The sequence below is a fragment of the Advenella kashmirensis W13003 genome (assembly GCF_000506985.1).
Lineage (GTDB): Bacteria > Pseudomonadota > Gammaproteobacteria > Burkholderiales > Burkholderiaceae_B > Advenella > Advenella kashmirensis_A.
Genome location: NZ_KI650980.1, coordinates 118903 through 144036, shown reverse-complemented (window position 1 = coordinate 144036; position 25134 = coordinate 118903). Strand labels below are relative to the sequence as shown.

23 protein-coding genes are annotated in these 25134 nt (G+C 52.3%); 9 read left to right on the top strand and 14 right to left on the bottom strand.

The window, feature by feature from the left end:
- Positions 1-11: 11 nt before the first annotated feature.
- Complete coding sequence (locus tag W822_RS35580; RefSeq protein ID WP_024005431.1) at positions 12-977, bottom strand: Bug family tripartite tricarboxylate transporter substrate binding protein; 966 nt, start codon at positions 975-977, stop codon at positions 12-14.
- A gap of 179 nt (positions 978-1156) precedes the next feature.
- Here W822_RS35580 and W822_RS35575 point away from each other — a divergent pair, with 179 nt between their 5' ends.
- The 9 genes from W822_RS35575 (at position 1157) to W822_RS35535 (ending at position 11927) form a co-directional block, all read left to right on the top strand.
- Complete coding sequence (locus tag W822_RS35575) at positions 1157-1927, top strand: IclR family transcriptional regulator (protein ID WP_024005430.1); 771 nt, start codon at positions 1157-1159, stop codon at positions 1925-1927.
- 27 nt (positions 1928-1954) lie between these two features.
- The gene (locus tag W822_RS35570) at positions 1955-3118 is read left to right on the top strand and encodes a CaiB/BaiF CoA transferase family protein (protein ID WP_024005429.1); all 1164 of its coding nucleotides are present in this window, start codon (positions 1955-1957) and stop codon (positions 3116-3118) included.
- Complete coding sequence (locus W822_RS35565) at positions 3115-3840, top strand: enoyl-CoA hydratase/isomerase family protein (RefSeq protein ID WP_024005428.1); 726 nt, start codon at positions 3115-3117, stop codon at positions 3838-3840. The genes W822_RS35570 and W822_RS35565 overlap by 4 nt, the downstream gene beginning before the upstream one ends.
- A gap of 13 nt (positions 3841-3853) precedes the next feature.
- Positions 3854-4684, top strand: a complete 831-nt coding sequence (locus W822_RS35560) for a CoA transferase subunit A (protein ID WP_024005427.1) — start codon at positions 3854-3856, stop codon at positions 4682-4684.
- Positions 4684-5418 carry a CoA-transferase subunit beta gene (locus W822_RS35555; protein ID WP_024005426.1) on the top strand — a complete coding sequence of 245 codons (735 nt, stop codon included), beginning with the start codon at positions 4684-4686 and terminating at the stop codon, positions 5416-5418. Before W822_RS35560 ends, W822_RS35555 begins: the two co-directional genes overlap by 1 nt.
- A gap of 13 nt (positions 5419-5431) precedes the next feature.
- Positions 5432-6907: a class I adenylate-forming enzyme family protein gene (locus tag W822_RS35550; RefSeq protein ID WP_024005425.1), complete on the top strand. Its 1476-nt coding sequence runs from the start codon at positions 5432-5434 to the stop codon at positions 6905-6907.
- 743 nt (positions 6908-7650) lie between these two features.
- Positions 7651-9084, top strand: coding sequence for an NAD-dependent succinate-semialdehyde dehydrogenase (locus W822_RS35545; protein ID WP_024005424.1), 1434 nt, complete (start codon positions 7651-7653; stop codon positions 9082-9084).
- Positions 9085-9260: 176 nt separating this feature from the next.
- Positions 9261-10241: a Bug family tripartite tricarboxylate transporter substrate binding protein gene (locus W822_RS35540; protein WP_024005423.1), complete on the top strand. Its 981-nt coding sequence runs from the start codon at positions 9261-9263 to the stop codon at positions 10239-10241.
- A gap of 39 nt (positions 10242-10280) precedes the next feature.
- On the top strand, positions 10281-11927 hold the full coding sequence (locus W822_RS35535) for a thiamine pyrophosphate-dependent enzyme (protein WP_024005422.1): 1647 nt from the start codon (positions 10281-10283) through the stop codon (positions 11925-11927).
- Between the two features lie 699 nt (positions 11928-12626).
- Here W822_RS35535 and W822_RS35530 read toward each other — a convergent pair.
- From W822_RS35530 to W822_RS35470, 13 genes are all read right to left on the bottom strand, one after another.
- Positions 12627-13364 carry an aminoglycoside 3'-phosphotransferase gene (locus W822_RS35530; RefSeq protein WP_024005420.1) on the bottom strand — a complete coding sequence of 246 codons (738 nt, stop codon included), beginning with the start codon at positions 13362-13364 and terminating at the stop codon, positions 12627-12629.
- 40 nt (positions 13365-13404) lie between these two features.
- Positions 13405-14334 carry a LysR family transcriptional regulator gene (locus W822_RS35525; protein ID WP_024005419.1) on the bottom strand — a complete coding sequence of 310 codons (930 nt, stop codon included), beginning with the start codon at positions 14332-14334 and terminating at the stop codon, positions 13405-13407.
- A 278-nt stretch (positions 14335-14612) separates the two neighbouring features.
- Positions 14613-15398 (bottom strand): enoyl-CoA hydratase, encoded by a 786-nt coding sequence (locus tag W822_RS35520; protein WP_024005418.1) that lies wholly within the window; start codon positions 15396-15398, stop codon positions 14613-14615.
- A gap of 8 nt (positions 15399-15406) precedes the next feature.
- Positions 15407-16372: a Bug family tripartite tricarboxylate transporter substrate binding protein gene (locus tag W822_RS35515; RefSeq protein WP_024005417.1), complete on the bottom strand. Its 966-nt coding sequence runs from the start codon at positions 16370-16372 to the stop codon at positions 15407-15409.
- Between the two features lie 6 nt (positions 16373-16378).
- A complete protein-coding gene (locus tag W822_RS35510; protein WP_024005416.1) occupies positions 16379-17566 on the bottom strand; it encodes a CaiB/BaiF CoA transferase family protein in 1188 nt (395 codons plus the stop codon).
- A 131-nt stretch (positions 17567-17697) separates the two neighbouring features.
- Positions 17698-18270: a TetR/AcrR family transcriptional regulator gene (locus W822_RS35505; protein WP_024005415.1), complete on the bottom strand. Its 573-nt coding sequence runs from the start codon at positions 18268-18270 to the stop codon at positions 17698-17700.
- Positions 18271-18317: 47 nt separating this feature from the next.
- Entirely contained in the window at positions 18318-19208 is an 891-nt protein-coding gene (locus tag W822_RS35500; protein WP_024005414.1) for an arginase family protein, read from the bottom strand.
- A 301-nt stretch (positions 19209-19509) separates the two neighbouring features.
- Positions 19510-20499 (bottom strand): NADPH:quinone oxidoreductase family protein, encoded by a 990-nt coding sequence (locus W822_RS35495; protein ID WP_024005413.1) that lies wholly within the window; start codon positions 20497-20499, stop codon positions 19510-19512.
- On the bottom strand, positions 20496-21629 hold the full coding sequence (locus tag W822_RS35490) for a CaiB/BaiF CoA transferase family protein (protein WP_024005412.1): 1134 nt from the start codon (positions 21627-21629) through the stop codon (positions 20496-20498). Before W822_RS35490 ends, W822_RS35495 begins: the two co-directional genes overlap by 4 nt.
- The gene (locus W822_RS35485; protein WP_024005411.1) at positions 21626-22291 is read right to left on the bottom strand and encodes a 3-hydroxyacyl-CoA dehydrogenase family protein; all 666 of its coding nucleotides are present in this window, start codon (positions 22289-22291) and stop codon (positions 21626-21628) included. The genes W822_RS35490 and W822_RS35485 overlap by 4 nt, the downstream gene beginning before the upstream one ends.
- A gap of 2 nt (positions 22292-22293) precedes the next feature.
- Complete coding sequence (locus W822_RS35480; RefSeq protein WP_024005410.1) at positions 22294-23169, bottom strand: 3-hydroxyacyl-CoA dehydrogenase family protein; 876 nt, start codon at positions 23167-23169, stop codon at positions 22294-22296.
- The gene (locus tag W822_RS35475; protein ID WP_024005409.1) at positions 23166-24341 is read right to left on the bottom strand and encodes an acyl-CoA dehydrogenase family protein; all 1176 of its coding nucleotides are present in this window, start codon (positions 24339-24341) and stop codon (positions 23166-23168) included. The genes W822_RS35480 and W822_RS35475 overlap by 4 nt, the downstream gene beginning before the upstream one ends.
- A gap of 43 nt (positions 24342-24384) precedes the next feature.
- Entirely contained in the window at positions 24385-25131 is a 747-nt protein-coding gene (locus W822_RS35470) for an SDR family NAD(P)-dependent oxidoreductase (RefSeq protein ID WP_024005408.1), read from the bottom strand.
- Between the last annotated feature and the right edge of the window lie 3 nt (positions 25132-25134).

The window sequence follows — 25134 nt, the reverse complement described above, 5'->3', positions numbered from 1 at the left end:
CCGTCGACCTTTTACTCTACTTTGGCTCGTGTAGCCACATCTTGCCATTTCTTGACTTCGTCCAGCAACAAGCGGTCAGTTTGCTCAGGAGTCGTTGCATATGCGTTCGCCCCAGATTCGATTAGTTTATTTTCCACATCTTTGCGTGCTGCCACAGCCTGCATTGCCTTAGACATCTTTTCCACAATTGGCTTAGGAGTGCTGGCAGGAGTTAGAAGACCGTAGTTAGTGGTAAGCACATAATCTTTAACTCCAGATTCTTGCAAAGTTGGAACGTCAGGAATGGTCTTGACCCGATCCTGCGTGCTGACGGCAAGCAATTTGATCTTGCCACTTTTCATTTGTGGATACAAAGTAGTCAGTGTTTCAATGACCATGTCGATTTGACCGCCAAGTAAATCGGTTACTGCTGGGCCACTACCCTTATAAGGGACATGCAGTAGTTTGGTATCGGTTGCCAGCTGGAATTTTTCCACGGCCATATGCTGCGATGAACCCACACCTGCTGAACCGTACGAAATTTTTCCCGGATTCTCCTTCGCTTTCTTAATGAGTTCATCTAGCGAGTTCACGCCTAACCCGTTGCGAACGGCAACGACCAGTGGCACGGCCGTGCCGAAGGAGACTCCCTCAAATGCATCTGGGAAATTATACGTTTTGGGTTTCGATGGCAACACTGAATTGATCGCCAAACTTCCAATTGCGCCGAAAAGCATTGTATAGCCGTCAGGCTTGGAGCGTGAAGCCAGTTCAGCACCTATTTCACCTCCAGCACCTGCCCGATTATCGACCACGACCGGCGCACCGATCAATTCAGGAAGATATTGCGCATAGATCCGGGCTGAAAAATCATTCGCTCCGCCTGGCGGATAAGGCACGATCAGCGTGACCGGTTTTGCTGGCCAGTCGGCGGCAAAGCTAATTGTTGATGAAAGAGCAAAACATGCTATTGCGGCCATTTTGATAAATAATCTCATTTATACCTCCTGTTTTAAATCTTAATATTTAGGACATAAATACTACTTGTTGTATTTTATAAAGAATCGCATATAATGGCTACTTGGTCAACGAATATTTGGTTCAAATCCATTGACTAATGAGTCTCTAATTTTTGATATAAAATATGGGATTCTAAATATCAATATTTGAGATAGAAATGGATAAGACCCTACTGAAAGGATTGCGATTGTTTGAAATCATATGCGCGCAGGAAGATCAACCGAACACGATTGACGATCTTGCCGTGGCCGCTGGTCTGACTAAAAGCAATACCCATCGCACATTGCAAACGCTGATAGCGGCTGGGTACGTAGGCAAAAGCAGCCATACGGGCGGCTACCGGCCGACACTGAAAGTCTTCGAACTGGCGGCTCAACGCCTTGCCCGGCTGGATGTGCGGAAAATTGCAGCGCCCTTAATGCGCAGCGTGGCGCAAGAAACACAGGAGACCGTGCATCTTTCCGTCCTTGATAAATTTGACGTGATCTATATCGATAAAATAGACAGCCCCAATCCTGTCCGCGCCTACTCAATCATCGGTGGTCGAGCTCCTGCTTACGCCGTTGCCACCGGCAAAGCCCTGCTGGCTTTTCAGCCCAGCGAATACCTGGAACGTAACGCCACGGATCTCATCCGTCATACAGAAACGACAATCACCACATTATCTGCACTTAAGGAAGAACTGATCAACATTTCCCGTATTGGTTATGCAATCAATCGTGGGGAATGGCGCAGCAATGTCGGTGGCATCGCTGCGCCCATTTTTGACGGGCATAACAAAGTTATCGCCGCTTTCGGCATTTCGGGCCCCTTGGACCGATTCACGATCGAAAACATGAAACGCTGGTCGCCAGTGGTACTGGACGCTGCGCGTGAAATTTCTCGGGAATCGGGATATCGTCGGGGCTATTTTGGCGAATCGAATTAGTACAAACCATTCTGTGAGCGAATATTTATGAAACAAGAATCCACGCTACAAGGCGTCAAAGTCATTGAAGTTTGCAATGTTGCCGCAGGCCCGTTCTGCAGTATGCTACTTGCCGACATGGGTGCCGACGTAATCAAAATAGAGAACCCCAATGGTGGAGATACGTTGAGAAGCTGGCCGCCAATCAGCGATGGGTATAGTGAAAATTTCGCTTCGCTGAATCGGAATAAAAAATCGATAACACTCAATTTAAAAGATCCTGCTGATGTCAAGGCTGCACAGCAACTTATGAGTGAAGCAGATATTGTTCTCGAAAACAATCGTCCCGGAGTGATGGACCGGCTAGGTTTAGGCTTTGCAGCGATAAAAGCGCTCAATCCCAAAATTGTCTATTGTTCGATTTCTGCTTATGGGCAAAATGGCCCGCGTAGTCAGGAAGGTGGATTCGATTTGACGGTTCAGGCCATGAGCGGACTCATGAGCATTACCGGTGAAGCTGACGGCGCTCCCGTCAAATGTGGGGTGCCAGTATGCGATTTTTCTGCTGGTTTATATGCTGCATTCGCTATTGTTTCGGCGTTAAGATTGGCGGAGAAATCGGGTGAAGGCACGCATATTGATGTTTCCATGCTGGGAGCGACACTAGGTATTGCTGCCCTGCAAACGTCCGAGTATTTTGGCAGTGGCAATAATCCCAAAAAAATGGGCTCAGCCCACCCCCGCAACGCACCCTATCAGGTCTTTCGCTGTAAAGATGGTTATTTCGGCATGGCTGCGGGTAACAATTCTCTATGGAAGTCCGTCTGCCAAGTGGTGAATAGGCTTGATTTGCTTGACGATGAACGTTTTGCCTCAACCTCATTACGAGCGCAACATCAACACGACTTGCTCGAAATACTGGAAGCGATTTTTGCAGACGAATCATCAGAGCACTGGCTCGCGCAGTTCCGGGGTGCAGGCGTACCTTGTGCGCCTATCAACCAGTACTCAGACATACTGGCGGACGAACAGGTGGCTCATATGGAATGGGTACAAAGTATTCCCCTGCCCAATGGATTGACTGCCAGCACCTTTGCTTCGCCCATCCGTTTTGACGGCAAGACCAGCCGCATCACGGCCGGGCCTCCGGCGCTGGGTCAACATAATGACGAAGTTCTGTCATCGATTGCCGCTCAGGGAGAAAATGCATGAGCGAAGTGCTTGAAATTGAACGGCGAAATCAGGCATGGATATTCACACTGAACCGTCCGCAGAAAATGAATGCACTGGCGCCAGAGCTTGTGCAGGCATTAACAGAAGGCATAGAGGCCGCCCATCAGGAAAATATTCCGCTCATGATATTCAAAGGTAGCGGTAAAAACTTCTGCGCTGGATTCGATTTTTCCGATCTGGATACCGCCAGCGAGGGCGATTTGTTGCAGCGAATAATCCATATCGAAATCCTGCTGGATCTGCTGGCCACGTCTCCAGCCATGACAGTAGCGCTTTGCCACGGACGCAACTTCGGCGCCGGCGTGGATATTATCGCTTCTTGCAAAAAACGTATCGCCACCGCCAACACCACCTTTCGCTTCCCCGGAATCAAGTTCGGTCTTATCTTGGGGACGCGCCGTTTTCAAAACATTGTTGGAACGCAAAATGCCCTGGACATTCTTTCCAGCACCCGCACGTTCGAAGCCGGTGAGGCGCTGAACATCGGACTTATCCAGCAGGTACGAGAGCCGGAAGATTGGCAGTCCCTGATCGAACAAGCAGAAAACAACAACGCGATCCTGTCTGATGTCACGCGCCGGAATCTTTATAAGGTGCTTTATCCTGATACTGAGTCCGACCAGAATCTGGCCGCCCTGGTGCGATCAGCCGCAGCGCCAGGGCTCAAAGAAAGGATCCGTGCCTACCTGAAACCCAATTAATCCGGAGATAACCATGACATCAGGATTTAACCAAACAGATAAATGTGTTTCCCTACAGGAACTGGTCAGCCGTATTCCCAATGGCGCATCGCTGGCGCTGGGCGGCAGTTTTCTGCATCGCGGACCCTTTTCTTTTGTTCGCGAACTCATTCGCCAGGACAAACAAGACCTGGAGATCATCAAGCAGTCGCCGGGTTACGATATTGATATTCTGTGCCGCACAGGCAATGCAACCAGGGCGCGCGCCGGCATTGTGGCCATGGAGGGCAACTTCGGTCTTGCCCAGAACTATCGCAAAGCAGTCGAGCAACAGCGGTTGGCACTGGAAGAACATGCTTGCGCGTCGCTGACGGCCGGACTGCGTGCTGCCGCTTTCGGAATTCCCTTCCAACCGTGCGCCGGCATTGAAGGCAGCGAGCTGGCCCAATTGAACGAATGGGCAAAAATTCCCGATCCTTATGGGTCAGGAAAAGATGTATGGGTTATTCCAGCGATCCAGCCCGATTACGCAGTCATCCATGCCAATGAAGTTGACAGCAAAGGCAATGTGCGTGTGCTGGGCACCTATCATTGGGACCGGATTATGTCCCGTTCGGCCAAAAGCGTACTGGTTGTTGCGGAACGTCTGGTCGACGACACCGTGTTCACGGAAAACCCAGAGACGACTCTGATCCCCTACTTTATGGTGGAAGCTTTCTCTATCGTCAAAAATGGCGCCTGGCCAGGCTCCTGCTGGCCCGATTACGAAATTGATTATCCGGCAGTGGAAGCCTACCTGAATCCGGACGACACCGCATTCAAAACGCATATGAACGAAGCTCCCGAAGCAAAGGAAGTTGCATAATGGAAAACAGCTGGTCTCCTTTCTCTTACATCGTTACCAATCTGGCGCGTTTTATACATCCCAATGAGATTACATTCAGCGGCGTCAACTCCACCATGCCCATGTTGGCGTGCCTGATGGCCAAGAAGGCCTACGACTGGGATTTTATCTACATCAACGTGGCTGGTGGTGTGGATCCGCAGCCTTCTTCGATCCCCCTGTCCAGCTCCGATCCTGTGCTTGCGCAGCAATCGGCATCCATCTTTGCGAACGAAGACTTCTACGATCTATGCTCACGCGGCAGAATGGATCTGACCTTTCTGGGCGCCGCCCAGATCGACGGCGAAGGCAATGCCAACAACTCCTGCATCGGCGACTGGCACTCGCCCAAGGTTCGCCTGCCAGGCGGAGGCGGAGGCGCCGTCATGCTGCCAACCGCTCGACGCGCCTGCACCTGGAGAACAGAACATTCGACGCGCACCTTTGTTGACAAACTGGACTTCCGCACTTCCTGGGGTGGCTTTCATGGTGTGGTCACACCGATTGCCGTATTCGTTAAACAAGACAATAGACTCGCACTGCAATCCTACCATCCTGAATCTTCGGTCGAGGAAGTCATCAGCAGAACCGGTTTTACTTTTGATCATCAGCAGGCAAAACCTACTGATCCACCGACCGCTGCAGAAATTGCTGCATTGCACGCATTGGATCCTGACGGACAATTTGAAAAAGATGCTGGCGTTAAGCTGAGGTAGGAGAAAAAAACACATGACAGCTTCCCACACTATCTTAAATATATGGCAATCAACTTGGCGCAATATCGACATTGCCAATCGGATCGCGTTGCAGGACAGTAATAGAAATATCCGTTACAGTGAGCTATATCAAGACGTTTCAGACATGGCCGGCCGCCTGAGAGCGGCGGGCGTTCGCGAACAAGCGCGTGTGGCTATTGATATGGAGCGCGGGCTTGATGCCGTCATTGTGCTTCTCGCTGTCATGGCTACGGGTGCCTGCCCGTGTCCACTGGAACCGAAACTGGGTGCTACGGAGCGCATGGATCGCCTGCGCGGCGGTGGACTGACATGGCTGCTGACAGATGAGGCTGCGCCTACTGCGCCCTGCGATAATGTGCAAGTATTGAACCCTTCAACTTTACCTGCAAGTGAGCCGCACTGGTCGCAGACTGTACAACCGTCTCATCCTGCATTAATGTTGTTTACGTCGGGTAGCACGGGCAAGCCTAAAGGAGTACTCCAAAGTCACCAAGGCGTGCTGAACAATGCCCGAGGCGTCATCTCTATGACCGAACTCATCCCGGATGATGTTCTGCTGCATGTGATGCCCATCTATCACACAAATGGATTGAACAATCAGTTATTCAGTCCGCTGATCACGGGCGCGACGATTTATTTTGCACCCCGCTTCTCCGCCAAAACCATGCCGGGTCTTATGGCGGCGGTAAAGCCGACTATTATTACCGGCGTGCCGACGATGTATTCACGCATGCTGGCACACCCGTTACCGGCAGAGGCCGTTGCTCATTTACGGCTAGCACGCTGCGGTTCAGCTCCAATTACGACCGAATTACACAAAAAAATCGAGCACTACTTTGGGCTTCCGCTTGTCATTTCATATGGCTTGTCCGAGGCCACCTGCACATCTACGATGAATCCTCCCACGGGCAGGAAAATCGGTTCGATCGGCAAGGTGCTGGACAATCAAGATGTATTTCTACTGTCGGCGAATGGCGATCGCATTACCGAGCCAAACGTGAATGGAGAAATCTGTATCGACGGTGAAAGCCTGATGCTCGGCTACGTAGGTGTCTCGGCCGAGGGCCAGCTCGACCCGCTATTGGGCTCACTGCATACCGGAGACATTGGCTATATAGATGAAGACGGATATTTATACATTACTGGTCGCATTAAAGATGTGATAATCCGAGGGGGGGAAAATATTTCGCCGTCGCAAATTGAACACGTCATCGCCATGCATCCGGATGTCGCCAATTGCTGCGTCATCGGCAAGTCCGATGAGGATCTTGGTGAAGTTCCTATCGCTTTTGTTTCTCCAAGGCAGGGTTGCACACTGAACCTTCAGGAAGTGAGCGAACTACTCAAAACCAATTTGTCGCGTATATACCAACCAGCATCGATTCATATTGTTAATGCTCTGCCTGAAAATTCAGTTGGTAAAGTTGATCGCAAGGCCTTAAAAGAACAATTAGAAAGTATGCAGTGAAAACGTCGATAATCTGCAGTAGCTTTATTTCATCTTCAAATAAGTGTAATTACTTACCGCCAGCATATATTACATACGCACGCTGGCGGTAAATTGGTCCTTGCATATGGGGCTATCTGGCGGCGCATCTTGCATTTAAAATTAAGTAATCCCGGCTCTCTGAGTAAACAGGGAAGATACCAGAATGCCTCTCGAAAGCATCTTCTTAATGCGTTAAAGTCATTATTGCAGTTACGCATGGCATAGGCGCGCCTGCGGGAATTAGCCGGCTTCCGAGCGGAATAGAGCACATTTATTTTTATCGAATCAAATACAAGTTCAGAGCCTAATATTTCATAGTAAATGAAAAATGGAATATACATACTAATAATCAAAAAATAGTAATTCGAACACATATGCTGGGTTATCCCTACTTGACGCATTTATCTATGAACTCGATAATTAAATCCTGTTATTAAGAACAACAATCCTATTATTTGATATTTATAAGTATCGCAATTTTCATGGCAACCAGTTCATCCTGCCAACCTTGAAATGAGCACTTATCACGCGTTGCGGAAAAGGGTCGGTCAACTTGCCCTACCCACGGGAATCGTCGTGAAAAGTGTATTACCAGATCCAGGTCACAGAGCCGACGCCGAACCCGTTTCTAACTGGATTGCTTGCGCCCCGAGAACAATAAAAAGGATTCTCGTGATTTATACGAATAACAGATTGAACAATTTCAAAATGAAGGATAAGTAATGAGCCAGTATGAAGCGCTAAGTCTCTATATTGATGGTGAATTTTTGTCAGGAGACGGTCGTACCACCCAGGATGTCATCAACCCGGCCACCGGCGAAGTGCTTGGCCAGTTGCCCCACGCCAGCGAGGCGGACCTGAACCACGCGCTGAAAGCGGCAGAGCGCGCGTTCCAGACCTGGAAGCACAGCTCCCCCATGGATCGCTCAGCCATCTTGCGCAAGGCAGGCGAACTATCGCGCGAACGCGCCCAGGAGATCGGCCTGAACCTGACGCGCGACCAGGGCAAGCCCTTGGCGGAGGCGGTTGGTGAAATCATCAGTTGCGCCGACCATTGCGACTGGCACGCCGAGGAATGCCGCCGCATCTACGGTCGGGTCATCCCGCCGCGCACCCCCGCCGTGCGCCAAATTGCCGTGCGCGAACCTATTGGCGTCTGCGCAGCTTTCACACCTTGGAATTTTCCTTACAACCAAGCTATCCGCAAGATCTGCGCTGCCATCGGCGCCGGTTGCACGATCATTCTGAAAGGCCCTGAAGATGCGCCCAGTGCCGTTATGGCGATCGGACGCATTTTCCACGACGCGGGACTTCCCAACGGCGTTCTGAATATCGTCTGGGGCGACCCGCCGAAAGTCTCCGACCACCTGATCCGCTCGCCGATTGTGCGCAAGGTATCGTTCACCGGTTCGGTGTCCGTGGGCAAGCAACTGGCCGCGCTGGCCGGCGCCCACATGAAGCGAATCACCATGGAACTGGGCGGCCATTCGCCGGTTCTCGTCTTTGACGACGCCAATATCGAAAAGGCGGCCCAGCAATTGGCTAAACTCAAGATCCGCAATGCGGGTCAGGTTTGCGTTTCGCCGACCCGCTTCTACGTACAAGAAAAGGCCTACGACCAGTTCCTCTCAGTTTTCCTTGACACCCTTAAGGGCATCAAGGTCGGCGACGGCACGGCCAAGGATACCGACATGGGACCACTGGCGCACCAGCGTCGTGTCGGCACCATGGCTTCGTTTGTCGAAGACGCACGCAAGGGCGGCGCGACCATTGAACTGGGTGGAGATGCGCTAGGTGGCCAAGGTTTTTTCTTCCCCCCTACTGTCGTGACCAATATCGGAGACGACGCACGCCTGATGACCGAAGAACCATTCGGACCGATCGCGCCTATCGTGCGTTTCTCGGATACCGACGAAGTCATCAAACGCGCAAACAGCCTGCCGTTCGGCCTCTCTTCTTACGTCTTCACGACGTCGCTGCAAACCGCAATCAAGGTTTCCAATGAACTGGAAGCCGGCATGGTGAATATCAACCATTTCGGTTCGGCATTGCCGGAAACCCCGTTCGGCGGCATCAAGGACAGCGGTATCGGCAGCGAAGGCGGCACCGAGACCTTCGAGGGCTACCTGGTGACCAAATTCATTACGCAAATTTAGAAATGACGACAGCGCTTTGCCCTTGACGGCAAATGCTTTTGCAACTTTAAAGAGAAATTTGAACGCTCGTTTGCACGAATTCTATGCCTGCATATTCAGTAAACAGCTATTGATTTTAAACAAACAAATTTACGAAACCTTGCTTGTAAGCAAGCTTTTCTTGAGGAGACGTGACAATGAAGTCAAAATTATTAAGTAATACCATATGCGCACTCCTATTAGCGGTGACACCACATATCGCTATGGCTGATGCCTATCCCGAGCAAGGTAAGACATTAAGTATCGTTGTTCCTTTTGGTCCAGGAGGGGCCGCAGACTCAATTGCCCGCCTGCTGGCAGAGAAGCTGCAGAAAAAATGGAAGGTAAACACTGTCGTTGAGAATAAGCCTGGCGGAGAATTTATGGTAGGTGCAGGTGCAGTTGCCAATGCCAAACCCGATGGCTACACCATGGGTTTATTTACGATGGGCATTATCCAAAGCCTGATTATTCGCCCCAAACAACAATATGATCCATTCAAGGATTTTGCGCCAATAGGTATGGTCGGTAAAACGCCCCTCTTGCTTCTTGTAAAAGGAAATTCACCTATAAAGACGTTCAAGGATTTGCAACATATCGCAACTGAGAAACCTGAATCACTTCAGTTTAGCTCATGCTGCACAGCGATGCTTTTTGCGGTGGAAATGCTTAAAAAAGATGCAGACCTGGCGGGTGAGCACATACCTTATAAAGGTAGCTCTCCATCTGTGATGGCTGTCATTTCGGGAGACACAAGTTTTACGGTAGATACGCCAATGGCCGCAAGAAGCTTCCTTGGTTCAGACGGACGTCTGCGAGCATTAGCCGTTATGTGGCGCGAACGTGTACCTAATCTGAAGGATATTCCAGATCTGAATGAGGTTGGCGTTCCCGGAAAATGGGAGCTGGATACCTGGTATGCAATGACGTTTCCTCGAAATACCCCAACGGCGATCGTTACGAAAGCCAACCAGGAACTGAACGAAATTCTTGCAATGCCTGATGTACAGAAAAAGCTTGAGGAGTTCTATATTTATGCAGATCCGATGTCAGCGGATGATCTTGCAAAACGAATGAAGAGTGATTTTGAGCGTTATTCAATTTTGGTAAAAGAAAATAATCTTCAGTTCGGACAATAGCAATAATTAAATTACTAATATTTACTTAAAGAGAATATCATGACGAAAAAAGATCAAGCCGATGATGATCTGCTAAAAGGGACGGCTGCAGAAATTATGTTGAAGGTCCTGGTAGAGGGAGGTGTAAAAGATATTTTCGCTTTGCCTGGAATTCAAAATGATGATTTGTTTGACGCCCTCTATAAAACGACTGGCTTACGAACAATTCACACCAGACATGAACAAGGTGCCGCCTACATGGCAGCCGGATATGCTATGACATCAGGCCAACCAGGAACCTACGCAGTAGTTCCGGGCCCAGGCTTTTTGAATACGACCGCAGCATTATCAACAGCCTATGGATGTTGTGCCCCTGTATTGGCTCTGGTAGGTCAAATAAAATCGTCTCTGATGGGGCGCATGACTGGACAACTGCATGAAATCCCTGATCAGCTTTCAGTCATGCAGCAATTTACCAGATGGACAGCCCAAATCAAAGCGCCGTCCCAAGCCGCGTGCATTGCCGCAGACGCTCTTTTTGAACTGACGAAAAAACCCTCCCGTCCCGTTGGGCTGGAATGCCCGATGGACGTTTGGGGGAAAGAAGGCGTCGCGCGTCGCCCTGCCATGCGAGAACACGAATGTGATGCTGTTGATTTCGATGCGGTGAAAAGAGCAGCTGAAATTCTGGGCTCTGCGAAAAGTCCCTTAATTGTTGTAGGTGGTGGAGCGCAAGACGCAAGCGCAGAGGTCAGAGAGCTTTCCACCATGTTACATGCGCCTGTTACCGCGAATCGCATGGGACAAGGGGTAGTCTCTGCCCGAGATCCTTTATGGGTGGATGCGGTTACCGGACATATTTTATGGGGGAAAGCCGATGTCGTCCTCGCCATCGGCACTCGCTTGCAACTACAACTGATGACATGGGGTGTGGACGACAAGCTGAAAGTGATACGTATTGACGCAGATCCTGACCAGTTAGAACGAATTCATGCGCCTACGGTAGGACTAGTTGGAGATGCAAAAACAATTCTGCGCGAATTGATAGAATCAATTCCGGCGGTTAACAACACCCACAGTCAGAGCAAAGAAATCGAACTCGCTCGCGCTTCGGGACAAAAGAAACTACAAACACTTGCCCCTCAAATTGAATATCTGAAGGCAATACGTAACGCACTGCCCGATGAAGGCATATTTGTAGACGATTTGACACAAATCAGTTACGTAAGTCGAGCCGCATTTCCCGTTTACCACCCTCGAACTTATATTTCCCCAGGCTATCAAGGAACCCTCGGATGGGGAACGTCCGCCGCTATTGGCGCACAAGTGGCCTGCCCTGATGTGCCGGTTGTTTCAGTGATCGGTGATGGAGGATTTATGTTTGGAGTACAAGAAATGGCAACCGCAGTTCAACATAACATCCCCTTCATCACTATCCTGGCGAATGACAATTCCTACGGAAACGTAATGCGCATTCAGGACAATAAATATGGAGGCCGACGCATCGGAAGCGAATTGCGCAATCCCGATTTTAAGAAACTGACCGACAGTTTTGGCGCACACTATCTTTTCGCGAAAACACCAGGTGAACTACAACACGCTTTAAAAAAAGCTATAAATATTAATGGTCCTGTCGTTATCGAAGTCCCGGTGTCATCAATGCCAGATCCTTGGAAGGTTTTGCAATATTCTTCGTCGAGGAGTTGATAAATTGCCCCTTGGAAAGTAGCGTCTTACCAGCGACAAACAGATGACTCGGGGAGAGACGAACATACATCTAAGCATTACAAATCAGGCATAAATCACATAATGTCAACGGCAACTCAACCTTGCCCCCTGGGAGGCACGAACAATTTCTCGGACTCCCAGGAGATGATCCATGTATTCATACGCACGTCCGGGGATTTTTTTGCTCTTAGTTATGATGATAGTGATCGAGAGAGCATTGAGCAGAAACGCTTATATTTAGCTGCTATTCTTGCTTGATCGATGAGCTTTTTCCATCGACTCTGCTCTGAAGCAATATATTTCTGAAAACTCACAGCGCCGTGGAATTCGTTTTGTAGTCCAAGTGCTAGAAGTTTGTCTTTGACATGCCGCTCTTCCAGGACGCGTTGGATATTCCAGACAGTTGCCTCACAACTGAATCAGTAGTGTTTAGGCGTGTGTCCTATTGGGAAATTGATAGTCACCTCCCCGTTGTGCTCACCGTCGGTGATCTTGACAACTAGACTGATTGACCCAGGGACATGATGCGTATACACAACTCCCTACAGAGACCATCCGTCGGCCTCAAGAAATGATATCCATATACTGAAATTACGGACAAATATAGGTCCGATTTCTTCTTTCAATATATATTCCAAGGTCTGTATGGAAGGTCAAAATCAGCAGACTACCAACCTGTCAGTCCTTGTCCCAGAGGTCCCGGTAAAACTGAATTCTCTCGGCGTCAGGCTCAATGCCGTAGGTCGAGAAAAAAAGATCATCATAACTCTGTCCAAAATTCCCTTCCCAACTGATACTGTAGGTCGCAATCGCCAAATCCGCCCACCGATCCGCAATACCTAGCCGACAAAGATCAACGTGTGCAGAAAACCCGCCCTGCCTGGTCAGCAGTGTGTTCGGCACACATGGATCCCCATGACAAACAACCAGGCGCTCCGGCTCCGGCACCGACGTCGTTCTTAGCCATGCACCCCGATAGGGGCAACTTTCCACCGGCAAAGCGTCGTGAAATCGGCGTAGTCCCGTCGCGATGGCACGCACGGCAACTTCCGCTTGGTCTCGCCATCGCTGGTCAACAGCAGGTATCGCGTCGATTGCCTCGGTGACCAGCCAGACCGCGCCATTTTGTTTGCCGCAGTCAATAACTCTGGGAACGGCCACGTACTGCCCCGCCCAGCGCAGCTTCTCGGACTCTGTAATGAGGTTCACATCCTCATATTCTGCCGGACTCAATTCCGCTGAAGACTGCCATTTGATGTAACGGGTTCCTTCCTTACCATGGAAACGAAACGTCAGGCCACCCAGTTCATTGCGCCAAACGAGCTCGACTCGATTTGTCCCCGCAATATCCAAAACTGAGTCCGGAATATTTACGATGTCGTCGGGAACATCTACCGTTAATCGTTCACGACTCATTTTTTCTCCCAAATGGCGTCAATGTCATTCGCGCTTCACCTCATGCTGGCGACATCTGCGCCGGCCGTGCCTCAGCCACCTGCGGATCATTCAACAGAATATCGGCAAACTCCCGTATGAGGCCCGTCTGTTCGCCTGAATCTACGCGCATTACCAAATGCAGCGTTCGTTCTGCCCAGACATCAGTCATGGGAAGCGCGACCAGCAGGCCCGGCGCAGTCGCCGCAATGGCAATGCTGGCGGGAACAATGGCAATACCCACTCCAGCCTCGACCATATAGAGCGCCGAATTGAAATTATGCACATGCACCCGTACTTTCATGGATTTTCCGGATAACCGCGCCTGGTTGGACAAGAACAGAAAGTTACTGCTTGCCTGTTGTACGGACACCAGATCATGATCCAGAATTTCTTCGAAAGAGGTGTCTGACATACCGGCCAAGGGGTGATCCCGCGGGACCACACAAACCAGTCTATCTTGCGCGTACAGATGGCGTTCCAGACTGGGTAGCTGATCGAGATCGGCGCCAATCCCGATATCGGCCACGCCCTCCTCGATTGCATGACTGATTTTCAGGCTTTCTTTCTCATTCAGATCCACATTAATACCGGTATTACCCGTCAGAAATCTGGCAAGGCTGGGAATCAGAAAACCATTAAGCGAACTGCTGTTGGCAAGCACCCTGATCGAACCGCGCAAATTGCCGGAATACTCATTGAGTTCAGTGTGCATCAGCTCAACACTTGCCAATAGCTTCTTCGCATGACGGGCCAAAACCTCTCCCGCAGGCGTTGTTATCATGCCTTTTGAGGTCCGCACAAATAGCCCGCTGCCCACTGTATATTCCAGATTCTTCAAGCGGTAGCTGGCGGACGAGGCCGTCATGTGCATTTGGGCAGCCCCCACCGAAAGGTTCTGGGCCTGAACAATCGCAAGAAAGAGCTTCAGATCTTTGAGTTCGTAGCGCAAATTATGTGTTCCGTAGATCGTGACGCAAACAGCTAAGCGGCGAATAATAAATTATTTAATAGATAATTTTCGTCCGAACGGCAAAACCTGGTCTCTGCATGCAAAGACCAGGATTAAAAATGATGATTGTCATATTTTAGCGATACATCACTCAATCACCATGCTACCGTTACTGCTGTAAGTGTAATTTATTTTTTGCTTACTGTTGGCTACACGCACATAGACTGCTTTAACCATCCAAAGACTGCCCTGGACAGTCGACATTGATGGATGGCTTGTTAACTGGACTTCTGTTTTGCCTTAATAAACTCGCCCATGTACTTCTGCGGCTCGCCCGTGTTGAATGCCTGCGCAAACTCACGCACACCATTCAGAATGGATGTTTCGAGAGGCTCGTTTTCCCATTCGCGCAACAGACGTTTCTGCTGAGCCAACGCGGCAGGCGCCAGCCCAGCCAGCATACCGGCCACGCGAGTGACCTCTTCATCCAGTTCAGCCAGTGGCACGACACTGTCGAACAGCCCCCAATTCAATGCCTTGTCAGCCGCCACAATTTCGCCGGTCAATAACATCCAGTTGGAACGAGCCGTCCCGATTAACCGGGGAAGGAGCGCGGCCTGGATAATGGAGGGGATACCAACCTTGACCTCGGGCATCCCCATTTTTGCTGCATCGGCTCCGATGCGCAAGTCGCACGCGAGTGCAAACTCCATGCCCCCGCCAAGGCACCAGCCGGGAATCCTGGCAATCACAGGCTTGGGCAGCAGCCGCACTGCATCGGATAACTTGCGTAAACCATCAATGAATATCTCGGCACGTTGCATGTCGAAATGTGCCATTTCCTTGATATCGGCACCGGCGATAAACGCCCGATCGCCCTCCCCGCGCACCACCAGCACACGAATGTCATCTCGTTCAGCCACATGGCCTAGTGCATCAGTCAGGGCGCCAATAACAGGCGTGCCCAGAATATTCAATTTTCCAGCATTCTGAATGCATAGTGTCCCGATGCCGTTATCGTCTACTGACAGATCGCAGTACTCAGAATTCGCATTTGTGTTCATTATTCACCTCAAAGTTTTTCAAAACCGATATCCTGCACAACGTCTTGCCATCTTTTATTGGACTCCTCAATAAGTTGCTTGAATTCCTCGGGAGACGTGTGGTCGGGTATGCCGCCCTGCTTTTCGATCAGGTCGATCACCTTGGGATCGGCCAGTGTCTCGCCTACGGCTTTATTAAGGGTGCTGAGCACATCAGCTGGAATGTTGGCCGGCGCTGCAATGCCGAACCAGGACGGCGTATTCAACTGGGGATAACCCACTTCGGCATAAGTGGGCACATCGGGCAGGCTCTTTACCCGGGTGGGCGCCGCGACAGCCAGCGGACGGAACGCGCCAGCCTCGATTTGGCCGGTTGATGATGGAAGATTGTCAAAAACAACCTGGATTTGATTACCCAGAAGCGCAGTCAACGCAGGTCCAAGCCCGTTGTACGGAACATGAAGCATATCGGTGCCGGTCTCGCTCAGGAAACGCTCTCCGAATAAATGGCTGTACCCCCCTAATCCCGATGAGCCAAAAGAGAACTTTCCCGGTTCTGCCTTCAGGGCAGCGAGCAATTGCTGAAAAGTCTTAATATCAGATTTGGCATTGACATCTAGCACCCCGGGCACATTAACCAGATTGCTGATGGGCGTAAAGTCCTTCACGGGATCGTATTGCTGCTTGCTTTGTACGCTAGGATTCACAGCGTGCGAGCTTTCGACAGCCATGACAAGTGTGTATCCGTCAGGCTTTTGCCTCGCACCGTAGGCGCTACCCACCGCTCCTCCGGCCCCGGGCTTATTGACCACCACCACGGACTGCGCCAGCACGTCGCTCAGTTTTGCCGCGACGATACGTGCAATCAAGTCTGTTGTTCCTCCTGGCGCATACGGGACAATGAGCTCAACAGTACGATCAGGATATTGCGCAGCGGCAATGCTGGACAATGAAAACAGGCATGCCGCGGCACAAACTTTAAAGTTTTTATGCATTTTTTATCACTCAATATGTGTATTCAGACATCCAAGCACCAACTCAGTATGCTCGCCCAGTAACGGCGGAGCGTCAGGGTTAGTGCCGGCCTGCGGATTTCCGGCCAACATGGGATTCTTGACCAGGTTGATTTCACCCAGCTTGGGATGAATCGTTTTTTGAAGCATTAGGCGATGCCGGACCTGTTCATCCTGAAACACCTCCTCCAGCGAATTGACCGCCCCCCAGGATATGCCCAGCGTATCCAGCGCGTCGGTCCAGAACTGGCGCGGCTTTGCGCCCAGTATTTCATTCAGGATTTGTCGCAGTACAGATAAATTGTTTATCCTGCCGCTGTTAGTCCTGAACCGCTCATCCTGCGCCAGCCCGGGCTGGCCGCAGAAATCGCAAAAGCGCGCAAACTGCGTATCGTTACCGATAGCCAGAATGAAAAAACCATCGCTTGCCCGGAAAACTTCATAAGGGGCCAGATTGGGATGCGCGTTGCCTGTGCGCTGCGGGCTTTTACCCGACACCAGGAAATTGGCCGCCTGATTGGCGTTCATGGCGACAGCGACATCAAGCAGCGCCAAATCCAGCCAGGCGCCTTGCCCCGTCTGCGTGCGCTGAAACAGGGCCGCCAGGATTGCGGACGTCGCATACATGCCGGTTGTGATATCCACAACGGCAACACCCGTGCGCAAAGGCCCGGCACCTGGCTCGCCATCAGCCCGACCTGTATAGCTCATTAACCCGCCCAGGCCCTGGAAAATATAGTCATAGCCTGGTCGATGCGCCTTGGGGCCCGTTTGTCCGTAACCTGTGATGGACGCATAAACCAGACGCGGATTCACGGTCTTGATACTGTGGTAATCCAATCCGTACTTCTTCAACGTACCAACACGAAAGTTTTCAACCAGCACGTCGGCGTCACGAATAAGCGCCAGCAACGTCTGCCTGTCGGCTTCCTGCGTAAAGTCCAGTGCAACCGATTTCTTGCCGCGATTGCAGCTCATGAAATAGGCGGACATGCTATCGCCATCGGCGGATTCCAGATAAGGCGGTCCCCATCCGCGCGTGTCGTCTCCACTGCCCGGTCGTTCAATTTTGACGATTTCCGCACCCAGGTCTGCAAGATTCTGAGTGCACCACGGCCCGGCCAGTATGCGCGATAGATCTACTACTTTTATGCCCTTCAGTGCCGAACCCAACATGTGTATGCCTTCTTCTACAATATGGAAGAAAGTCTATGATGGAATCAAAAGTATATCCAGTTGAAGTATTTGATCGCGGCGTTCGAAATTATTCAAGGCAAGACGAATAATCCGGCTCTACGCTGCCCGCATCAGGAAAGTATGCTTCGCAGCACCCTGACAAACGACGGCAACGATTTCGATACGGAAAAATTCGGATCAATGGCCTTTCTTGCGATCAACCCGTCCATCAGCGCAAAAATATAAAGGGTGGCCTCGCGCGAACGGATACCCGGGCGGAACTCTCCATTGCTCACACCCTGATCAATAATACGTGCAATGCCTTTACGCATGGCCTTATCGCTTTCCACAAACGTCTCCCGCAGCTTTGGGTTGCGAGCCGATTCGGCCAGAATTTCCACCCACAGGTTATGCGTCACCGGATACCCAACATCACTGATGCAGGACACGACCAGGTCACACAACCTCTGAAAGTGCGACGTTGTATAATCTTGGCCCTGTTTTTCCAGTGCCGAGTGCTGCTCTTCCAACACAATGGCGGCAATCAGATCGTCCTTGCTTTTGAAGTAGGTATACATCGCTCCCTGACTGATCCCAGCGCGGGCAGCGATTTCCTTGACACTGGTCGCGCTGAATCCTCTTTCCGAGAAACAGCAGGCAGCAGCCTTAATCAGCTTCTGGAATGTCTCGGTGTCCTTCTGCATTATTCATTCCTGTAAAAACAGGCGGTTTTATGCCGCCCGTGCACCTATCAACTTGACTCTCCCTCATGAGACAATAACGGCAATTGTGCAAGCATTGTCCTGAGATTGACCGCATCCCATGGCAGGTGCTCGGCGAGGGTCAGCCCCACTACTTTTTTCTTTGATGCGACCTGTCGGATAAGTTGCAGTACATCGGAGATGTCCAGTTTACCTTCTGCCACATTGCCAAAGTCGTCCTGCCCCCTGCCTGGACGGGCGAACAGAACCGAGCGGAAATGAGCAGGATCCAGCACGTCAAGGTCAAAGTGAATGGCCAGCACTTCGATGCAGCTTTCATCGAGCCATTGCATCACTGGCTCTGCTCCCTCCCGAACCGCTTCAGGCGCACATGTCCGGATGCCATGACGAGCGATGAACGCTGCCTCATGTGGCAACGGGCTGTGAATACCGGCGATCATAACATTCCGCGGGCTGATCGGACGACTCACGAATCGGGTCAGATCGGGGTCGCCCTGCCCCATGAGCGTGCCAAGAACGTGCGCATGCGCATTACTGTACTGCTCCGGGTTCTGGACGTCCGGATGCGAATCAATCCATAGAACACCCAGTTTATCGCCATATCGCTCGCTAAGCCAGGCAAAAGGCGCAAGCGAAACCAGACAGTCTCCGCCCAGAACAACAACCGAATCAGGTTGTCGGCGCTGGACAATATCCTGCGCGGCCTGGGTCTGCCTGACCAGAACACTGCGGCCGCGCATCTTGTTTTCCACTGGCAGTGCGACGTTGCCTGAGGGTTCGACGGGCACTTCTTCCACCGGTCCGGTGGGCTCGGGCGCAAGCCACGCAAGCAATTTGGAACCCAGATAATAAGGAGGATTGTCTCCGCCTTGCCACAAGGGGAAAATTAGCCGCAAACTTTTTTCGTCAAACTTGGTCATAGTGTCACTCTTAAATATCGGGGAAAGGCCCATTCACACGCATATTGGAACGCATTAATGAATGAACGATCATTCATTTTAGCAAAAAAAACTTGAATATGAATTCGGTTTATGCATTCACGCGCTTAACGGCGTCGTCCGTATGAGCAGATAACACAATTTGCTTTTATCAAAGCCATCGTTTGCCATCACAAAAATAGCAACATCTACTAGGACATTAAAAAAATTGCCGGCAGGCCGGTTATTCTTTTAAGCAGAGCGCGCAAACACAACTGGCGATGCGCTCTCATGTACCATAGTATCAATTTAATTTGAGCACATACTTCCCCCGCCCTTTGCCACTGGCAAGCACGCGCAAGGGCTCTGCAAAGCGCTCCAATGGCAAGACTTCGGTAATCAGCGGTCGCAACGCACCGGTGGCATGCATAGCGTATAAATGCTGTTGTACGTCCTTGACTTTTTCAGGCTGGCGATCACGATAATCGCTCCATTGCAACCCGCATACCGAAATATTTTTCACCAGCAAATAATTCACTTTCAGCGTGGGAATCCGGCCCGCAGCAAACCCGATACACACCACCCGCCCGCACCACGCGACAGCCCGGATGGCGGCATCGAAAATATCGTCGCCCAGCGGGTCCAGTACCACGTCCGCGCCATGACCGTTCGTGCACGCGAACACCTGCTCCCTGAGCGAATCGCGCAGATTGGGCGTCGTCAGATCGATAACGTGATCGGCGCCCAGCGCACGCGCTGCCTCGGCCTGTTCTTCACCAGCCACACCGGCCAATGCAATACCACCCAACGCCTTGACCAGCTGAATGGCAGCGCCCCCGACACCACCAGCCGCGCCATTAACCAGTACGAGTTCGCCCGACTTGAACTGACCGCGCTCGACCAGTGCAAAGTACGCAGTCTGGTAAACAAGACCCATGCCCGCAGCATCGCAATCGGACAGCGTGTCAGGCAGCACAGAGCAGGACGCTGCCGGTGCAATCACGCGTTGAGCAAACGCGCCGTATTCAACCTGCGCCACCACCCGTTCGCCGACACGTGGCTGCTGCACGCCCGGCCCCACGGCGATAACGGTGCCGGCCGCGTCTTTACCCGGCACAAAGGGGCGCGCCGGCAGGTTCTGGTACTTACCCGTCATGACCAGAATGTCTGGAAAATTAACTCCCGCGTGGGTTGCATCGATCAGAACCTCACCCTCCCCCGGGGTCGGTTCCGCGATCTCTTCTACCGGCAAGTCTTCCGGTTCGGCAAATTCATGAATAAGGACGGCTTTCATTTGTGATTTCCTTTTTTTGTGATATTTAAAATATCGCGTGTATGCTCCCCAAGCGCAGGCGCGGCAACACGCGTCTGTGCTGACCTGAAGGCTGCGCAGACCGGCACGGGCAGCGCCGGCATGGACCGGCCCAGATGATTTTCCACCTCCCGGTCAAACAACCCTCTTGCCTTGAAATGCGGGTCTTCAACAGCCTGCTCAAGATTCACCACTTCCGACACACATACGTCATGCCCCTCAAAACACTGCAACCAATGCGAAGCCGGTTGTGATGCAATCACACGTGCGATTTCGCTTTTGACCTGTTCTGCATCGGTATTATCCAGCAGCGCCGGCAGCCCGATCAGCGTCAGGAAGGTCTGCCAGAACCGGTCTTCGAGCGGCGCCGCCGACAGGTAGCGTCCGTCACTCGTGCGATAGATCGCATAGCGTGCAGAGCCGCCCGTCACCAGTTCCTTGCCGGGCTGCGGCCAGTGACCCTGGCTCCAGCCATTGCCCAGTCCCCAATACATCAGGGTAAACAGATTGTCCGTCATGGAGATATCAAGATGCTGTCCTTTACCGTCAACATCGCGCTGGCGCAGGGCGAGCAGAATATTGACAACGGCAGGATAGGTGCCGCCGGCCAAGTCACCCGTCAGCGCGGGCGGCACCGGAGGCGCTCCATCGGCGCCGGCAGACAGCGCCAGCATGCCGGTTTCCGCCTGAAAATTCAGATCATGGGACGCGCGTAATGCCTTGGGTCCATGCTGACCATACGTCGTAATGGAGCAATAGATCAGCTTCGGATTGATCTTCGAGAGCGTCTCATAATCCAGGCCAAGCCGCTGCATGACGCCGGGCCGGAACTGCTCGACCACCACGTCGGCATCCCTGACCAGTGCCAGAACGGCCTGTCTGTCGGACTCCGCTTTCAGATCCAGGCAGACCGAGCGCTTGCCCCGGTTCAGCATTATGAAATTAACGCTGTCTTCATCAAAACGGGGGGCATAGCTGCGCATTTCATCACCGCTGGCGCGCTCCAGTTTGATGACATCGGCGCCCGCTTCGGCCAGAATCAAGGTACACATGGGTCCGGGCAGCAGCGTGCTGAAGTCCAGAACCCGAATACCTGCAAGAGGTTGTGTCATTGCTGTTCCTGTTGATGGCGAGCCCAGGCCACCTGCGCGCGCCTTGCTGGAGCATAAGGAGCTTCTCCCAGTGCTTCATAGAGTTGTCGGGTCACGCGGTAATGATGATGCAGACCGGTTCGATTCAGCAACGAGAGGGGACCTTCAGGATACCCGAGGCCCAGACAAAGTGTCTGATCCATATCGGATGCCGTGGCCAGCCCTTCGTCCAGTCGGCGCAACACCGCGTTGTAGTAGGGTCGCAGCAGTCGATTCAGAATCCGTCCCGGAAAGTCGTTACATACCACCACAACCAGACCAGCCGCTTCAAATGCCGCACGAACGGCATCAAGCGCCGTCGTATCGGTAAAGGGTTTTTTGACCAGTTCCACCAGATTGGTGGGCGCGTCATCCCCCAGTCGAAAGCGCGCAAAGCCCACCACGTTCGATGGCCCCGTGTCCTCACCCGTGTATACACCCAGACATTCGGTGTCGAGTTCAATGGCCACAAAGGCTTTATCGCTTATGCGCACCCTTTCCTGCTGCCACAACTGCGCGAGCTGGTCCCCGATGAGGAAAAGACCCTCATTCTGTTCCGCGCCCTTGCCCGACGCTGCGTTGACGAACCCATCGGGCTCGGGAAAAGAACGGCTCTGGCCTTGCTCAATGATCTGATAACTCATGCTCATGCTCCAAAAATTTTGTTGTTGTCATAGACATGGAAACCGGCACCGGATTTTCGGCCCAGCTTGCCGGCACCGATCATGCGTTTGACCAGCGGCGGGCAAGCTGCCCGTGGCTCATGGGTCAGGTCGTGCATCGCCTCGGCCAACAGTTTTTGCGTATCCATGCCGACCATATCAAGCAATTCCAATGGTCCCAAGGGATAGCCAAGCGCGGTCTTGACCGCCAGATCAATATCCGCAGGTTCCGCGACACCCTGGTCCACCATGTTGATGACATCGTTATGCCATGGAATCAGGAAGTAATTGAGAATGAAGCCAGGCATGTCGCGGGTCTTGACCGGTTTCTGACCGAGCTGCTCGCAAAACGCCCAAGCCGTGTCGAAAGTATCTTCGGAAGTCACCAATCCGGGAGACATTTCGACCAACTTCATCAATTGGGCCGGCAGGCAAAAATGCATGCCGACCACCCGATCGGCACGACCGCTGCCACCGGCGATTTCCGTGATGGAAATGGTGGAGGTGTTGGTGGCAAAAATCGTGTGGGGCGGGCATACTTTGTCCAGTTTTGAGAACAACGTGTGTTTGACGGCCAGATCTTCGAACACCGCTTCGATGACCAAATCACATTCGGCCATATCGTCTACCTGGGTGGTCCCATGCCAATTGGCCATGATCGCTTCATCCTGCCCGGCCTTCAGCTTTCCCCTGGCCACAGACTTGGTCAGGAAAGCGGCGGCCTGATCACGCGCACGCGCCAGCGCGTCTTCTCGCGTATCCAGCACGATTGTCTTGAATCCCGCCCGGGCGATCACAATCGCAATACCAGTGCCCATCGTTCCACTGCCGACGACACCGACTGTTTTAATGTTGCTCATTTTTTTTCCTTTTTCAAAAAGCTGCGGCCGATCAATTGTCTGTGGATCTGGTTGGTGCCTTCCCATATTTGGGTGATCTTCGCGTCACGCATCAGGCGTTCGACACGAAAATCCTGACAATATCCATAGCCGCCATGCAACTGAACGGCATCGGTGGTGATCCGCATCGCCAGATCTGTCGCCTTTAATTTCAATATGGATGCTTCGATACCCATGTCATCCACGCCCTGATCCACCAGCCCCGCCACATGCCACAGCCAGTTTTCGCAGACGGCCAGCTCTGAGGCCAGATCGGCCAGCATGAACTGAATCCCCTGAAACTCCAGAATGCGACGGCCGGACTGACGCCGGTCGTTGATATAAGCGACGGCGTCTTCAAACGCTGCGCGCGCAATACCCAGCGCATGCGCGGCAACGCTCGGACGCGATTTGTTCAGGGAACCGAGCAGCACCGGCAGGCCCTTGCCTGCCGTCGCGAGCACATTGCTACGTGGTACACGGCAGCCCTCAAAGGACAGCGACGCCGTACCGGATGCGCGGGTACCCATTTTGTGTTCCGTGCCGGTCACGGTCAGACCCGGCGTGCCTTTTTCGATAATCAGCGCACCGATCGCGTCCTTGGCATTTTCCGTACCGGCCCACTTGCCGAATACCACATAGACATCGGCAACATCACCGTTACTGATGAATATCTTTTGACCATCAACGACGATCTCATCGCCCTCTTCGCGAAACTGCGTTCTCATGCCGGTCGCATCCGAACCCGCCGACGCTTCGGTAATCACCAGCGACGCCAGCCCGCCCTCGACAATGCGGGGCAGAATGCGCGATTTAAGCGCTTCCGAACCATACTGAATGACCGGTTTGATCGCGTGAAAATTGGTTGCCCAGATAATGCCGGTGGCAGCGCACGCTTTTGAAATCTCCCGTACACACGCCAGATAGCACCGGTATGACAAAGGCATGCCGCCGTATTCTTCAGGAATGAACATGCTGTTCAGGCCCAGCTCGTTGATCTCCTTGATGTTGTCCCAGGGAAACGCGCTTTCGCGGTCATAAGCAGCCGCGCGGGGCGCGATTTTGGTCGTGGCCAGTGTGCGTACCGAATCGAGCAGCATGCGCTCTTCGTCCAGGAAAGTTTGACTTTCATCCAGGCGTTCTAAAATATTCACAGCAACTCCTTCGAATTTTCGTATTCAAGTTCCACCAAATCGGTCATAGCGCCACGCTTTGAGCGCCGTCGATATAGATGGTCTCTCCGCTCATGAACCCCATGCCTTCCTGGAAAAGCGATGCAACCAGCGCGGCGACATCGTTGGCCTCTCCCGGATTTTTTCCGGGAATCCGTTTTTCGAGATAGGCACGCAGCGGCCCGCTTTCCATCGCCTCGCGGTTCAGGTCGGTTGAAATATAGCCGGGCGCCACATTCATCACCCGGATTCCATCGCGAGCCCACTCGACCGCAAGACACCGGGTAATGGCCCCGACGGCGGCCTTTGACGCGCAATACGAGACGTTACGTTTGACGCCCATTTTGTCGTAGAAGGACCCGATATTGACGATCCGGCCGCCGCCGTTTTCAGCCAGCAGCGGATGCACAATCTGGCAGCTTCGCAGAACCGACACTGCGTTAATGTCCATCAATCTGCGAAATTCATCCATCTGCAAATCGATCGTCGGTCCCTCGGTGTGCAGGCCCGCATTATTCACCAGACCCCAGACGGGAACCCCGATCTTCTCCTGCAGGCTGGTCATGGCCGCTTTGAGCGCCTCGCCATCAGTCACATCGCAGCCGATCGGATGCAGACGCGCAGCAATCTCCTCAGACATGTCCTGGACGGAAGGCCTGTCGCCGGACCGTGACAGGCATCCCACCTCAAAGCCATTTTTGGCCAATTCGTAAGCGATCACCGCGCCGATGCCGCGACTCGCACCGGTCACGTAAATAAGTTTTCGGTTCATGTT

Bases quoted from the DNA above. Each gene is read 5' to 3' on its own strand.
- W822_RS35580 (WP_024005431.1), bottom strand. From the start codon at position 977: ATGAGATTATTTATCAAAATGGCCGCAATAGCATGTTTTGCTCTTTCA.
- W822_RS35575 (WP_024005430.1), top strand. From the start codon at position 1,157: ATGGATAAGACCCTACTGAAAGGATTGCGATTGTTTGAAATCATATGC.
- W822_RS35570 (WP_024005429.1), top strand. From the start codon at position 1,955: ATGAAACAAGAATCCACGCTACAAGGCGTCAAAGTCATTGAAGTTTGC.
- W822_RS35565 (WP_024005428.1), top strand. From the start codon at position 3,115: ATGAGCGAAGTGCTTGAAATTGAACGGCGAAATCAGGCATGGATATTC.
- W822_RS35560 (WP_024005427.1), top strand. From the start codon at position 3,854: ATGACATCAGGATTTAACCAAACAGATAAATGTGTTTCCCTACAGGAA.
- W822_RS35555 (WP_024005426.1), top strand. From the start codon at position 4,684: ATGGAAAACAGCTGGTCTCCTTTCTCTTACATCGTTACCAATCTGGCG.
- W822_RS35550 (WP_024005425.1), top strand. From the start codon at position 5,432: ATGACAGCTTCCCACACTATCTTAAATATATGGCAATCAACTTGGCGC.
- W822_RS35545 (WP_024005424.1), top strand. From the start codon at position 7,651: ATGAGCCAGTATGAAGCGCTAAGTCTCTATATTGATGGTGAATTTTTG.
- W822_RS35540 (WP_024005423.1), top strand. From the start codon at position 9,261: ATGAAGTCAAAATTATTAAGTAATACCATATGCGCACTCCTATTAGCG.
- W822_RS35535 (WP_024005422.1), top strand. From the start codon at position 10,281: ATGACGAAAAAAGATCAAGCCGATGATGATCTGCTAAAAGGGACGGCT.
- W822_RS35530 (WP_024005420.1), bottom strand. From the start codon at position 13,364: ATGAGTCGTGAACGATTAACGGTAGATGTTCCCGACGACATCGTAAAT.
- W822_RS35520 (WP_024005418.1), bottom strand. From the start codon at position 15,398: ATGAACACAAATGCGAATTCTGAGTACTGCGATCTGTCAGTAGACGAT.
- W822_RS35515 (WP_024005417.1), bottom strand. From the start codon at position 16,372: ATGCATAAAAACTTTAAAGTTTGTGCCGCGGCATGCCTGTTTTCATTG.
- W822_RS35510 (WP_024005416.1), bottom strand. From the start codon at position 17,566: ATGTTGGGTTCGGCACTGAAGGGCATAAAAGTAGTAGATCTATCGCGC.
- W822_RS35505 (WP_024005415.1), bottom strand. From the start codon at position 18,270: ATGCAGAAGGACACCGAGACATTCCAGAAGCTGATTAAGGCTGCTGCC.
- W822_RS35500 (WP_024005414.1), bottom strand. From the start codon at position 19,208: ATGACCAAGTTTGACGAAAAAAGTTTGCGGCTAATTTTCCCCTTGTGG.
- W822_RS35495 (WP_024005413.1), bottom strand. From the start codon at position 20,499: ATGAAAGCCGTCCTTATTCATGAATTTGCCGAACCGGAAGACTTGCCG.
- W822_RS35490 (WP_024005412.1), bottom strand. From the start codon at position 21,629: ATGACACAACCTCTTGCAGGTATTCGGGTTCTGGACTTCAGCACGCTG.
- W822_RS35485 (WP_024005411.1), bottom strand. From the start codon at position 22,291: ATGAGTTATCAGATCATTGAGCAAGGCCAGAGCCGTTCTTTTCCCGAG.
- W822_RS35480 (WP_024005410.1), bottom strand. From the start codon at position 23,169: ATGAGCAACATTAAAACAGTCGGTGTCGTCGGCAGTGGAACGATGGGC.
- W822_RS35470 (WP_024005408.1), bottom strand. From the start codon at position 25,131: ATGAACCGAAAACTTATTTACGTGACCGGTGCGAGTCGCGGCATCGGC.